Consider the following 12465-nt stretch of genomic DNA (forward strand, 5'->3'; position numbering starts at 1 on the left):
GAGAATGCGCCGCGGGCCGGAAAATTGGTCCCGCGAGGAATGAGCCGAAGGCTCAGGGGAATTTTCTGGTTCGGGGCGCATTGCTGCCCGGGCGAGGGGCACTCAGCCCCGACCCGCCGGTCCATCGCTCCCCTTGTCCAAACGGGATCAGATCGAACCGGCGTACCCTTTGCCCTGTCGGACATCACAAGGGAGGTTGGCGGTTACCCGTCCTCGATCTCCAGACCATGTGCTTTCATGGCCTTGAGCACGGAGCGGCGCAGCGCATCCTTGCCGAATGCCCGCAGATCGTCGTTGAAATCGCCCATGCGCGGCACGAGGTCACCACAGGTAATTCCAAGCGATTCCAGTTGGTTACGCAATCTCATTGATGCATTGTGACCAGCTTCGTCGTTGTCCCGTGCGATCCATATACGCTTGACGCCCGGCGGCGGAATGAAGAGGCCGAGATGGGTGGCGGTAAGACAGGAGGCGAGATCGAACTCCGGGAGAGCGGTGCCAACCGAGAGGGAGTTCTCGAGACCTTCGCCGACGATGAGATCAGAGTGGCCCGTTAGGGACCAAAAGCGGATGGCATGGCCGTGCAGCTGCCCGAGGATCCGTTTCGGACTCTCGATCGCGGCCAACCCGCCGGTGGACGGGTCAAGATAGGTGCGCGCGCATCCGGTGATCTGGCCCCGATTGTCTGTGATCTTCGCGAGCAGGGCAGGGGCCCTTTGCGGCGGATCGGCGTCGTCCGTGCCGTGCCGCAGGAAGACCCGCGGGTGATAACGCAGGGCCGGGCCGAGCCGTGTGATCCCGCGCCCCTGCAGATAGGTGGCAGCCAATGTGCCAAGGACCGGCTTGCCAGCGGCGAAAAGTCTCCGCGCCCGCGGGATGTGTTTGCTGGAGGCAGCATCCGGGCGCTCGGCCCTTTGCGTTTCACGAGTTACGGTAGGGCAGGGGGCCTCGCCGAGGAAAGACTGGGCCTCCCTCAGCGTTTCTTTGAGCGTGACCGAACCAAGCCGTTCCTGCAGCAGGTCGATCAGGTCGCCATATTGCCCCGTCGCAAAATCTTGCCAGGACCCGGCCTTGCGCCCTCCCTGCGCGTGGAGCCGGATGGCGAGGCTCTGACCTTTGGCCCCCGAGGTATCGCCAACCTGCCAATAATTGCCCTGCTTGCGCCCCTCGGGAAAATACCAGCGGCAGAAACTCTCGGCACGGTCTGCCAGATCGACCGAGAGGTCTGCTATACTGCGGCGCGCGCTCATGCGGCAGCATCCGCGCCGCTGGCGCCAACCGGATGTTCGGCGAGTACTCGCGCCAGAACCTCGGTGCCGTCCACCGGGATGAAGACCCGCGTCTTCCACTGGATCACCTCGGTGAAACAGCCCATCGCTTTCAGTGCGGGTAAGGCCGAACCCGTCGCGCCGATCAGTTCAAGTCTTGGCTGGCCCATGACAATAGAGCGGCGCAGTTGGTAACCGCCGAGCAGGTTCAGGGTCGTCCTCGCTTCCATCACCGCAGCAAAGACCTCCTGCGGCGCCATCTCGATCTGACAATCGAGCCCAAGCCGCGCGTAGACGTTCAGGAGTTGCTCCTGGCTGACGAGACGGCCGATGGCGCGCTCCCCATCCTCGGTCTGCAGGCGATAGATGCGCATGTTGTCGGCGGGCAGCCGGTCCCAGATCGGCAAGAGGAGCCCGCAGATAAGCGTGATCTTCGAGGTGGTGAACTCCGGCACTGCGTCAACCTCGGCCTGCCAGAGCTGTTCGAACATCGCATCATTGATCTCTTCCCAGTGCGACTTCGAGAACTCTGAAAGCGCGAGGATCTCGGTTCCCATGGGCCGCAGCAGTTTCACCCGCAGGATCGGCACACCATCCTCGTCCATGAAGGCGGGCGCCTTCACCATCAGGGCCGCGCGTTTGGAGGAGGTGTTCCAGCACAGTGTCGCACCATTTGTATCGGCGCAGATCGCTTTGACGCGGGGCAAGGTCAGCGGGTCGTTGCGATCCGTGCGCTCAACGGTCAGGGCGGTGGCCGTCGCCCCCGTCGCCTCATGCTCGAAGATGACCTTGCGATCTACGATCACGAACTTTTCGGCGCGCAGGGTCTCGAGGCCCACGTCGAGCGTGCCCGCCTGGCGCGCGTCTTCAATGATGGCCGAGAGGAACCCGCCGAAAGCCTCGAAAATCGCGTCCTGCATGTCGATGCGGAGCGCAAGACAGCGGTTCAGGAACTGCTGGATCGGCGGCAGGTTTTCTTTCATCGTGCCATCCGCCTCATCGAGCGTCAGCCCGGTCATCTCCTGGAATTTGGCGTAAGAGCAGGCCTCGATCTTGCCCGCGCGCAGCTTGTAGAAGAACTGCCGCAGCGCCGCCCGCGCGTAGGGGCTCTCAAGGTTGTCTTCGGCACGGAACATGTTCTGGCCACCGGTCTCGCGTTGCCCCTTGGTGATGGCACCAAGCGTGTCGAGGCGGCGCGCGATGGTGGAGAGAAACCGCTTCTCACCCTTCACATTGGTCGCAACGGGTCGAAAGAGTGGCGGCTGCGCCTGGTTGGTGCGGTTGGTCCTCCCGAGACCTTGAATCGCATTGTCGGCCTTCCAGCCCGGCTCCAGCAGGTAATGTACCCGGAGGCGCTGGTTCTGTGTCCCAAGATCGGCGTGATAGCTGCGCCCGGTGCCGCCTGCATCCGAGAATATAAGGATGCGCTTGGCATCATCCATGAAGGCCTGGGTTTCTCCGAGGTTGGAGGAGGCGGGGCGGTTCTCAACCTTGAGCCGTCCCTCGCGCGTCTTCACGATGCGCCGCTTTCGCCCCGTGACCTCGGCCACGGCGTCCGCACCAAAATGCCAGAGGATCTGATCGAGCGCACCCTGCACTGGGGCGAGGGCACCAAGATGTTCGATCAGATCATCCCGTCGCCGCTCCGCCTCACGGCAAATAATCGGATTGCCATCACCATCGAGGGCAGGGCGCGACCGCAGATCCCCATTCTCGTCGGTGTAGGGCTCGAAAAGCTGCGTTGGGAAGCTGTGCATCAGGTAATCCATGATGTTCTCGCGCGGCGTAAAATCGACCTGCAGGTCGTCCCAGTCCGAAGGCGGGATGTCTTCGAGGCGCCGTTCCATCACCGCTTCGCTGGTCGAGACCACCTGGATCACCGCCGAATGCCCCGCCGCCAGGTCCGCCTCAATGGCGCGGATGAGCGAGGGGCATTTCATGGCGGTGATGAGATGGTTGAAGAAGCGCTGCTTGTTGCTCTCGAAAGCCGACCGCGCGGCGGATTTCGCCTGGGCATTCAAGGTGCCCGTCTCGGAGGAAATACCCGACGCCTGAAGCGCCGCCTCCAAGTTGGTGTGAATGATCTGATAGGCATCGGCGTAGCTGTCGTAGATCGCGACTTGGGCAGGTGTCAGCTCATGCACCAGCATCTCGTACTCGACCCCGGCATAGGAGAGGGACCGCGCGAGATATAGCCCGAGCGCCTTCAGGTCACGCGAGATCATTTCCATGGCCGCAATTCCCCCAGCCTCCATCGCGGCAACGAATTCGGCCCGTGTCACGAAGGGGAAATCCCCGGTGCCCCAAAGGCCAAGCCGCGAAGCATAGGCGAGATTGCCGACGACCGTCGCGCCAGTGGCCGAGACGTAGAGCACGCGGGCATCTGGCACGGCGTTCTGCAGTGCGAGGCCAGCGAGGCCCTGCTGGGACGCCTTCTTGTCGCCACGGTCGGACTTTTCTCCGGCAGCATTCGCCATGGCATGGCTTTCATCAAAAGCAATGACCCCGTCGAACCCATCGCTGAGCCAGGACGTGACCTGATCGAGGCGGGAGGCTTTGCCCTCACGTTCAGCCGAGCGCAGCGTGGCGTAGGTGACGAAGAGGATGCCCTCGGGCAGGCGGATGTCGCTGCCCTGGCGGAACTTCGAGAGCGGCACGATATCGCTTTCGCGTCCCCCGAGCGCTATCCAGTCGCGACGCGCATCTTCGATGAGCTTGTCGCTCTTCGAGACCCAGACCGCCCGTCGGCGCCCTTTGAGCCAATTATCGAGGATGATACCGGCAACCTGTCGCCCTTTACCGCATCCCGTGCCATCACCCAGAAACCAGCCCTTGCGCAGGCGAAACGCGCCTTCGTCGCCCTCGGCCGCCGCCATCAACTGGCCTTCGATCTCGCCGCGCTTGAACCAGCCCTTGAGATGCGTCTCATGCGCGTTGCCCGCATAGATGACACTTTCCAGCTGCGGCGCAGAAAGAAGGCCGTCCTGAACGAGGTTCTTCGGCAGGATGGGACGATAGGTCGGCACGGGCGGCGGCACCGAGGCCATGGCGGTGGATTGCACCAGCGCGGTCGGATGTTCCGCCGCGCCATCGATCCTGATCGCCTGAAGGTCATAGGCCTCGTAGACCGTGTCCTGCAGCGTGCCGTCGGGTTGGCTCCAAGCCTTCGGCAGGTAGTCGATCGGGGCCGTCGTGATATCGTCAAACGGGTGCCTTGCGCGTTCTTCGGCGAGGGCACGGGTTTCCTTGCGCGCGGCATTGCGCAGGGCCTGCAGGTTGGTGCGGGTCGAAGCGGTCGGAGCCGACAGGGCCGTACTGGTGGGGCAGGGCGAGGGGCTGTGGCGCTGCGGGCAGTGGGTGAGCACTGCGTTGAGAAGGTCGGCGGTGGTCGCGCAGATCGGATGGTAGACGGCCTCGCTTTCGACCGATGCGATCTCATCAGCGCCAGTCGCACGCTTGTCGATTACCGTCAGCCGCGTGTCGATCGTGGTGCCATGCCGTGCGAAGACCTTGCCGTCGATGGCGGCGGAAAACACCACGTCGGCGCTTTGGCCAATCCGCTGAAACGTCGACTGGAAGGATTTCGTCGAGGGTCGGAAGCTCTCGCCAGTGATGACAACGAGACGTCCGCCCGGCGCGAGGCGCGCCAAGGCGGAGAGTACATGCTGGCTGGTGGCATGCCGGAACCGACCCTCGACATGGTTCGCCGCAGAAAACGGCGGGTTCATCACGATGACCGAGGGCGTGATCGACCGATCCAGCCGGTCATCGATCGAGGCGGCATCGTGATCCGAGACGACGGCACTAGGGAACAGCTGTCCCAGCAACGCGCGGCGGGTCTCCGCGAGTTCATTCAACGCCAGGTGCGCGCCCGCAATCCGGGCGAAGATCGCCAGAAGGCCGTTGCCAGCGGATGGCTCGAGCACCAGATCTTCGACCCGAAACCCTGCCGCCTGCCCAACAATGGCCGCGAGCGGAAGAGGGGTCGAGAATTGTTGCAGACGGACGCTGTCCTCAGAACGCCGCGTGTGAGAAGGCGCCAGACCGGCGAGACGTTCGATCATGGTGAGGAAGGCCTGTGGCGAAGGTGCCTGACGCTGCATCAGTGCGCCATAGCGCGACAGCATCAAAATCTGGGCGACCTCGGCGGCCTCATAGGCGTCTTTCCAGACCCAGGCACCGCTGGTGTCACTGGCGCCGAAAGCATCCTCCATCGCCGCGCGAAGTCCGGCGGCGTCGATGGGTCGGCCAGCCTCGAACTGCGGCACAAGGGTTTTCGCAGCCTGGATCAGATTGTGGGCGAAGCGCGAGGCTTCCGGGCGGGCAGGGGCCTCGGGCTCGGGCGCAAGCGGGGCGGAATGGGGGTGAGCGTTCATCGGCAATCTCCGGGGTTGAGGGTTGGCCCCGAGCCCCGCGCGCACTCTCTCACCCGGGAGGGGTCACCCCTCCCGCCCTGCCTCTCGCTCTTTCTGGCAAAGCCCCGATGCGTATTTGTCCGGTGTCAGAACGACCGCAGATGCCGCGGCACGTCCATGGATTGATGCAAAACCCGGATCACGAATATCCTGTCCGGGTCCACCTCATAGAACACAAGATGCCGACCCGTGATCAGTTTCCGCGCGCCCTGCAAGAGATCGGAACAGTCAGACCCCATTTGAGGATTGGCGATCAGTCCCTTCAGAGCACGCTCGATATCGTCGAGATAGCGGTCCGCCTGCGCCTCGCCCCATTGTCGATGTGTCTCGACCCAGATATCGACGAGATCGGATTTTGCCGCCTGTGAGTGATGGATTTTACGCATCAGAAGCGCCGGAGCGGCTCCGCGCCTCGCGCTTGATTTCGTCCATGTCGAGCGGACCAGCGTCGCCGGATTGCTTGCCCTCCATCAAGGCAACCCGAAGCCGCGCCCGCTGACCTTCCTGCTCTTCCATCAGGCGCAAAGAGGCGCGGATCAACTCGCTGGTTGACCCGTAGCGCCCCTCCTTCAACATCAGTGCGATGAATTCGTCCCAATGGGGGCCAAGTGTGACGCTTGTGCTTGCCATGCTCATCTCCGGGATACGCATGAATAAGATATATGAGTATTGCGAGCATTTCAACTCGGGGGTGGGCTTGCGCCCTGCGCGGCGGCGGCGGGTCTGTGTGCCTCTCGCAAGGTCATTTGGTCTACAAATGCTCGTGCCTCGGACCAACAGTCCAACTCATAGTGCCCGAAGATACCCCAGCAGGCATCGACCTCCTCGCCGTCTCGCTCGATGACATAGCCATAGACCCGTCCGCCGAGATAGGCGTCGTAGCTGACGATTTCTGCACGCAGGATGTCTTCAGCCTTTTCGCGCAGCGCCTTGGTGACGCGGTTCACGCCGAACTCCGTCCGGACCGCCTCGAGCGTCACATAGACGTAACCGACCTGACCGGAATCCCACGGGCAGTGGAACCCGATGGTGTTCATCGCGAGGCCTGAATGATCGTAAAGAAACGCGGGCAACAGGACCGCCTTGCGGTCCGCACGGTCGCGCAGCTGGTCCATCGAGAGATCACTATGATCCGAAACATCGGCAAGATCGCGCAAGAACGCCTCGGGGCTGTCGAACTGATGGCTGTCGCCCAGCCGATAGCGCCGATGCCAGCAGATCAGCGTGCCGAGGTTGGACCACTCCCGTGGGCTTTCTGCGTCGGGGTCGTGGTAGATCTTGATGATGTGGCCCTGGTAGGCCTCCTCAAAGACGGGGTCGCGCATGTCGATTTCCTTTCTTGAAACGCAATCGACCCGCCGGGCCGGTTAAGGGCGCAGACGGGTCGATTGGGACGAGGTCAGATGGTTGGTAAGTTTGCCGCCCGGCGGATCAGGCGGCGGCGCGGTTCTGACGATGCTGGACGTGCTCGACCGAGACCTTCAGGAGCCAATCCTCGAAACCAAGTATGGTCTGGTGATTGGCCACCGCCTCGATCCAGGCTGCGCGTGGATCGCTGCCTATCTGCGTCGGGTCGTTGTTGATCCCGCCATTGGCCATCCACGGCTCAGGCTGAATGCGTCCGAGCCAGTCGGCCAGCGACGGGATCCGCCCCTGGCAGTCCTCGCGCACATGCTGCTCGCCAATCCAACGGATCGGTACGACCCGACCCGCGCTGTTGGTCAGACTACGGCCAAACAATCGCTCAGCCTCGAAGATCCCGAGCGTGTGATGCCGGTGTGCGCGATGGGTGAAAATCGCGAGGTGCTCCTTGGAGGCATCGAACCAATCGTGCACGAACTGATAGTCATCTGGAACACCGCCGAACTTTCGGGCCGAGCTTTCGGCGTGGTGGAGGGGATGTGCCATGTCAGAGCCCCTCGTGTTCGGTTGTTTCGGTCTCGATGTAGCGGTTCGAGTGGCTGACATCGATCTTGTCCGCCTCAATCGCCCAGGTCAGTTCGCCATAGCCACCTTCGTTGTTCTCGAAGCCGGGGCTCAGTGCATAGGCAAAATCCCATCCGAAATCTTCGACCCGGCGCCTCAGCTCTTCCGCGAGCGTGATCGTATCAGGCGTCACGACAACGTCCTCGACATTGCCGGAATCACCGTAGCCTTCGTATTGCACCTCGATACTGGTCACGCCGAGGGCACGCAGATTGGTAAGAAGGGCCGCGCGAGTCTCAACCCGCTGCTCGGCCGCACGTCTCTGGGATTCGAGCATCTGCGCGTAGAAATCAGTCGCTTGTGTCATGTCTTTCGTCCTTTGAAATTGAGGGAAAGGGAAGGGCGACCGTTTCACGAGGCCGCCCGGAACGTTTCCTTTGGGGGCTTCAGGCTGCAGCGTCGCCGCGTTTCTCAGCCGTCCGATCAACCAGATTGAAATAGAGGTTCTCGGTCGCGCGCTTGAACCCAGAGGGTTTGCGCGGGGCGAGGCAGCGCACCGAAGCGCTGCAGCTTTCGCCATGCTCCATCGCGAACTGCGTCACCTTGTTGATCAGGTCATCCATGCCCGCGGCCTGGATGCGCTTTTCGGGGTAGCTCCCCAGCATCTGGAACTGGGTAACAACGAAGGCACCATCGCGATGCGCGGGATAGAGGGTGATCTGGTAATCGAGTGTCTTGGCCATCTCTGGTCTCCTGCTGCGGGCGGGACGCGGGTATCGCGCCCCTTCAAAACCCGGCAGCTCGAAAGGACCGCCCTTTGTGCAAGGGCGATCCGGGGCGGTGAGTAGGGATTGGAGGCATCAGTATTCCGACGGAAGAAGCAGGGTCAGCACGCGACGCGTCTGCGCGGGATCAGAGGGCTCGGGTGAGCCGTACGTGTAGTCGACGTCATACAGGTCGAGTTTGAACCAGACGGTTGTACCATCGAGGTCGATGACGCCCATCTCGTGCCATCCCTGCGGATCACTGTCGGCATTGAACCCGTCGAAGGCGGCGACACGTCGGGTCAATTCCAGTTGCGCATTGATCCCAAGCGCCGCGACGCCGCGTGTCATCACGAACTGGCCCTGCGGGGCATCGGCGACCGGGGTAGTGCCGAGGATAGAGCGGCGAAACGCGTCATTCTGGGTGGCGATGCGTGCGGCTTCCTGGACGGGGTCGAGGTCGAGTGTAGTGGTCATGGGATATCTCCGGGACGGGCCAGCCGATCCGATATCGGCTGTAGGCAACCCGCCAGCCGGAAAGGGCCGCCCTCGATGTGAGGACGGCCCAGAGCTCATGTGGCAATCAGATCGGTGTTTGCTTCGTCAGGCCGCATCCCCGCTGAGGAAAGCTGGCAAGGACGATGGTTCATCACTCTCCGCCTCGGCCAGCGCGTCTGCGGCGGGCACGTCACCTTCCTCGGCCTCTGGCGCATCGCCAGTCCTTCTGGCGTCGGCCTCCGTCGCACCGACAAACACCATCCCGTCAGGCAACCAGCGCGTCGTCTTTGCGACCGTGGCGGCGTCAAAACCTTCCGTCTCGCCAGCGGTTTCCGCAAAAGCCCGCTCCATGGCCGCAGCGAGATCGCCCTTGCGCTCGCGATTGCGATCTTCAACGTAGTCGTCGCCGATCAGCTTACGGGCCGTCGCCACCGCATGGCTCTTGTTGACCCGACCCCAGTAATTCTGCGCAGTCGGGCGCCAGCAGGCCGCCACATCGACGTCAAGCCGCGCGCCGATCTCCTCGATGATCGTGGAAGGGCGATTGTCGGAGGAGAGCTGCGGCTTAACCGCCAGACCCGTCGCCCAGGCGAAAAGCGCCTGCTTGTCGGCAATGGGCAGCGCCGACATGGCCTGGAAGTCCTCGGGTTTCTCCAGCTTCATCCAGTCCGTGGCGAGGTCCTGTTTCAGCGCCTCGAGCATCTTCTGGGCGACGGTGTCCGTGTGCAGCACCTCGCGGTTTTGCGCCTGGAAAGGACGGACCGAGATGTCGAGCGCCTCGTTATTGTAGGACCGCCCCAGAGCCTGTTCGCAGAGCGCATAGAGCATCGCGTCGAACGCTACCTCGAAATCCGCCGCCAGATGCGCCCGCAGGATGTGCTGACGCGTGGCGCGCAGATCGTCGGCCAGGCTCGCCGAAATCCCGTCCGCCTTGCGCAACGTCGCGGCCGGGTCGGAGCTCGGCACCGGCGTGGAGGAGGTCGGCGGCGTCACCTGTGGGCGGGCAGGGGAGGGAGCGCCATCCGGATCTGCGGTGGTATCGTCCGGTTCGGGCGCAACAGGAATGTCCTCGGGCCGCACCAGGCCTTTCTCGACGCGCAACACCCCGTCATGGCCGATGGTCAGGACTACACCGGCGATAGCGCGATCTGCCTCGGCATAGGGTTGCCGTTCGCGCTGCATGGCTTCAATTTCGCGCAAACGCGGCTCGATGGCGTAGTATTCTTCGGTCTCCGCGTCGGTCCAGTCCTCCCCGTCGTTCTGCGCCGCCAATTCTTCCTCACGCGCGATGAGACGTTCCTCCTCGGCCAGCATGTCCGCATCCGGTTCGATGTCCTGCGGATAGACCCGCCCGAAACTGCGAAACGCGCCATAATCCACCGAAAGATGCACTTCGACCCATTTCCATATCCCTTCGAAGGGTTTGGCCGCAGCCTGCAGTTTCTCAATGGCGAGACGCTCCAAGAGGTCGGGGTTTTCCATATGAGCGGTTGCCCGGTCGTCGAAGAGATCCCGCAGCAGAACCCCGCCCGCCGCCTCATACGCCTCGATGCCGACAAATCGACCAATTGCCGAGTTCGCCGAATGTGCGGCCCCGGTCAGCTGACGTTTGATGCTCTGCGGATGGATGTGATAGCCGCCCTTCACGGCGTTCCAGACCGCGAGCTGGCGGTCATGGTCGTCGGTCAGCGTGAAAGCCATCACGCATTCGAGGGTCAGATCACCGGCACGAAACTGCTCGATGATTTCGGGTGCGACACGGGCGAGTTTGAGGCGACGGCGCACCAGGTCGACGGAGACGCCGAATTTGAGCGCAATCTCGTCTTCGCTGCGACCCTCGCCGATCATCTTGTCGAAGGCCTCGAACTGGTCTGCCGGATGCATCGCCGCGCGCTGGAGGTTTTCTGTGGCCGAGGTAAGGATGGCGTTGCGCTCGTCCTCGACAAGGCAGGGCACTGGATGATCAGCGGGGATCACACCGTCCTCGGCGAGTTGTTTCAGCGCCTTGAGGCGACGACCGCCTGCGTCGACGGCAAAACGTGTCTCGGAAAGTGCGTGAACCACCAGGTTCTGCTTGATTCCCGTCTCGCGGATGCTCGCAAGAATCTCGGCATCGTCGCTGGCGCTTGCGGCCACCTTGCGGACGTTGAGTGGGCTCGGCTCCAGCTTGTCGAGCGGGATCATCCGGATGTCGGCACCGCCGTCAGGCGCGGCCGATCCAACGGCTTCGGTCTTTTTTGAGGTGGTGGGATTCGGGCGGGTCGTGGTCTTGGCCATGGTCAGGGTCCTTGTCTCGCCGGACCCGGATGAGCCTCTCTCTATCCTTTCAAGCCCGGCACCCGGGCTTCCCTTTCTCTGGCTTTCACTGTGCGTTGACGTGTGAAGTGGTCCCATCTTTTCGGACAGGTTTGCAGCGTTTCTAAGGTGTATCGGGTTTAGGTTTCATGCTGCGTGTCGCTCTTCCAAGCCTGCCCAATATGCGTCGTCCGGCGTCTGCCGATCAAGCGCGGAATGGGGTCGGCTGGTGTTATAGAATGCCATCCAGCCCTTGATGACACGACGGGCCCGGAAGCCTTCATTGATTTCTTCGAGATAGATGGCCTCCTGCTTCAGGGATCGCCAGAGGCGTTCGATGAAGATGTTGTCGAGGTAACGCCCGCGCCCGTCCATCGAGATGCGCACGCCCGCCTCGGTCAGCGTCGTGATCCAGGCCGATCCGGTGAACTGCGATCCCTGATCTGTGTTCATGATCTCAGGCGGGCCGTACCTGGCGATGGCCTCGCTCAGTGCTTCGACGCAGAAGTCGGCGTGCATCGTGTTCGACAACCGCCAGCTCAGCACCTTGCGCGTCGCCCAGTCCATGATTGCCACCAGATAGAGGAAGCCATTTCTGACTGGCACAAAGGTGATATCGGCGCACCAGACCTGGTTCGGTCGGTCAATCACCATCTTCCTCAGCAGATACGGGAAGACCGGGTGCTGAGGATGCGGCTGGCTGGTTCGTGGGCGCTTGTAGACCGCTTCAAGACCCATCTTCGCCATCAATCGCCTGACGCGATGGCGGCCAACAACAATGCCTTCCCGGCGCAGATAGGCCGCGATCTGGCGCGACCCGAAGAATGGGTATTTGGTGAACACCCGGTCGATCTCTTTCATCATCGACAGCGTGTCGGCGTCGATCCCGGCGGGCGTGTAGTAGAACGCCGACCGGCTCAGGCTCACCAGCTTGCACTGCTGGCTGATGCTCAGCTTGGGGTGATCCCGGTTGATCATCGCGCGTTTCTTTCCAGGGCTCATCGCTTCAGCCCTTCCGACAAAAAATCGTTCTCGACCGCCAGCCTCCCGATCTTGGCGTGAAGTTCCTTTACTTCCGCCTCGGTCGGGCCGCTCTGCTTGCCACCCGAGAACACATCGGCCATGCCCTCGATGGCCTGCCGCTTCCATGTGCTGACCTGATTTGGGTGCAACTGATGCTTCGCCGCGATCTCCTGCACGGTCTTGTCGCCACGCAGCGCTTCCAACGCCACCTTGGCCTTAAACTGATCTGTAAAGTTCCGGCGCTTTGCCATGTTCGTATCCCTTCAAAGGTTCGGG

At 62.5% G+C, this 12465-nt stretch carries 11 protein-coding genes; all 11 read right to left on the minus strand.

Features of this window, described 5'->3' with window-relative positions; translation table 11 throughout:
• Positions 1–203: 203 nt before the first annotated feature.
• Positions 204–1250, minus strand: a complete 1047-nt coding sequence (locus tag BOO69_RS22645; RefSeq protein WP_071974420.1) for a DUF7146 domain-containing protein — start codon at positions 1248–1250, stop codon at positions 204–206.
• Positions 1247–5644, minus strand: coding sequence for a strawberry notch-like NTP hydrolase domain-containing protein (locus tag BOO69_RS22650; protein WP_071974421.1), 4398 nt, complete (start codon positions 5642–5644; stop codon positions 1247–1249). The genes BOO69_RS22645 and BOO69_RS22650 overlap by 4 nt, the downstream gene beginning before the upstream one ends.
• A gap of 125 nt (positions 5645–5769) precedes the next feature.
• Positions 5770–6069: a type II toxin-antitoxin system RelE/ParE family toxin gene (locus tag BOO69_RS22655; protein ID WP_071974422.1), complete on the minus strand. Its 300-nt coding sequence runs from the start codon at positions 6067–6069 to the stop codon at positions 5770–5772.
• Positions 6062–6313 carry a type II toxin-antitoxin system ParD family antitoxin gene (locus BOO69_RS22660; RefSeq protein ID WP_037207773.1) on the minus strand — a complete coding sequence of 84 codons (252 nt, stop codon included), beginning with the start codon at positions 6311–6313 and terminating at the stop codon, positions 6062–6064. The genes BOO69_RS22655 and BOO69_RS22660 overlap by 8 nt, the downstream gene beginning before the upstream one ends.
• A 50-nt stretch (positions 6314–6363) precedes the next feature.
• Complete coding sequence (locus BOO69_RS22665) at positions 6364–7008, minus strand: hypothetical protein (protein WP_071974423.1); 645 nt, start codon at positions 7006–7008, stop codon at positions 6364–6366.
• A gap of 106 nt (positions 7009–7114) precedes the next feature.
• Complete coding sequence (locus BOO69_RS22670; protein WP_071974424.1) at positions 7115–7591, minus strand: DUF6915 family protein; 477 nt, start codon at positions 7589–7591, stop codon at positions 7115–7117.
• A gap of 1 nt (position 7592) precedes the next feature.
• Positions 7593–7976 carry a DUF6878 family protein gene (locus BOO69_RS22675; protein ID WP_071974425.1) on the minus strand — a complete coding sequence of 128 codons (384 nt, stop codon included), beginning with the start codon at positions 7974–7976 and terminating at the stop codon, positions 7593–7595.
• Between the two features lie 79 nt (positions 7977–8055).
• On the minus strand, positions 8056–8352 hold the full coding sequence (locus BOO69_RS22680; protein WP_071974426.1) for a hypothetical protein: 297 nt from the start codon (positions 8350–8352) through the stop codon (positions 8056–8058).
• A 117-nt stretch (positions 8353–8469) separates the two neighbouring features.
• A complete protein-coding gene (locus BOO69_RS22685) occupies positions 8470–8850 on the minus strand; it encodes a DUF3768 domain-containing protein (RefSeq protein WP_071974427.1) in 381 nt (126 codons plus the stop codon).
• Positions 8851–8976: 126 nt separating this feature from the next.
• Complete coding sequence (locus BOO69_RS22690; protein WP_071974428.1) at positions 8977–11148, minus strand: ParB/RepB/Spo0J family partition protein; 2172 nt, start codon at positions 11146–11148, stop codon at positions 8977–8979.
• A gap of 165 nt (positions 11149–11313) precedes the next feature.
• Positions 11314–12440, minus strand: a protein-coding gene (locus tag BOO69_RS22695) for an IS3 family transposase (protein WP_197918801.1) whose coding sequence is annotated in 2 segments (ribosomal slippage) — positions 11314–12170 and positions 12170–12440 — 1128 coding nt in all. Because the reading frame shifts where the segments join, the coding sequence is not laid out codon by codon here.
• Positions 12441–12465: the final 25 nt, after the last annotated feature.

The organism is Sulfitobacter alexandrii (assembly GCF_001886735.1).
Taxonomy (GTDB): Bacteria; Pseudomonadota; Alphaproteobacteria; order Rhodobacterales; family Rhodobacteraceae; genus Sulfitobacter; species Sulfitobacter alexandrii.

Excerpts from the sequence above, each read along its gene's own strand:
- BOO69_RS22670 (WP_071974424.1), bottom strand. The coding sequence starts at position 7,591 with ATGGCACATCCCCTCCACCACGCCGAAAGCTCGGCCCGAAAGTTCGGC.
- BOO69_RS22660 (WP_037207773.1), bottom strand. The coding sequence starts at position 6,313 with ATGGCAAGCACAAGCGTCACACTTGGCCCCCATTGGGACGAATTCATC.
- BOO69_RS22685 (WP_071974427.1), bottom strand. The coding sequence starts at position 8,850 with ATGACCACTACACTCGACCTCGACCCCGTCCAGGAAGCCGCACGCATC.
- BOO69_RS22690 (WP_071974428.1), bottom strand. The coding sequence starts at position 11,148 with ATGGCCAAGACCACGACCCGCCCGAATCCCACCACCTCAAAAAAGACC.
- BOO69_RS22645 (WP_071974420.1), bottom strand. The coding sequence starts at position 1,250 with ATGAGCGCGCGCCGCAGTATAGCAGACCTCTCGGTCGATCTGGCAGAC.
- BOO69_RS22650 (WP_071974421.1), bottom strand. The coding sequence starts at position 5,644 with ATGAACGCTCACCCCCATTCCGCCCCGCTTGCGCCCGAGCCCGAGGCC.
- BOO69_RS22675 (WP_071974425.1), bottom strand. The coding sequence starts at position 7,976 with ATGACACAAGCGACTGATTTCTACGCGCAGATGCTCGAATCCCAGAGA.
- BOO69_RS22655 (WP_071974422.1), bottom strand. The coding sequence starts at position 6,069 with ATGCGTAAAATCCATCACTCACAGGCGGCAAAATCCGATCTCGTCGAT.
- BOO69_RS22680 (WP_071974426.1), bottom strand. The coding sequence starts at position 8,352 with ATGGCCAAGACACTCGATTACCAGATCACCCTCTATCCCGCGCATCGC.
- BOO69_RS22665 (WP_071974423.1), bottom strand. The coding sequence starts at position 7,008 with ATGCGCGACCCCGTCTTTGAGGAGGCCTACCAGGGCCACATCATCAAG.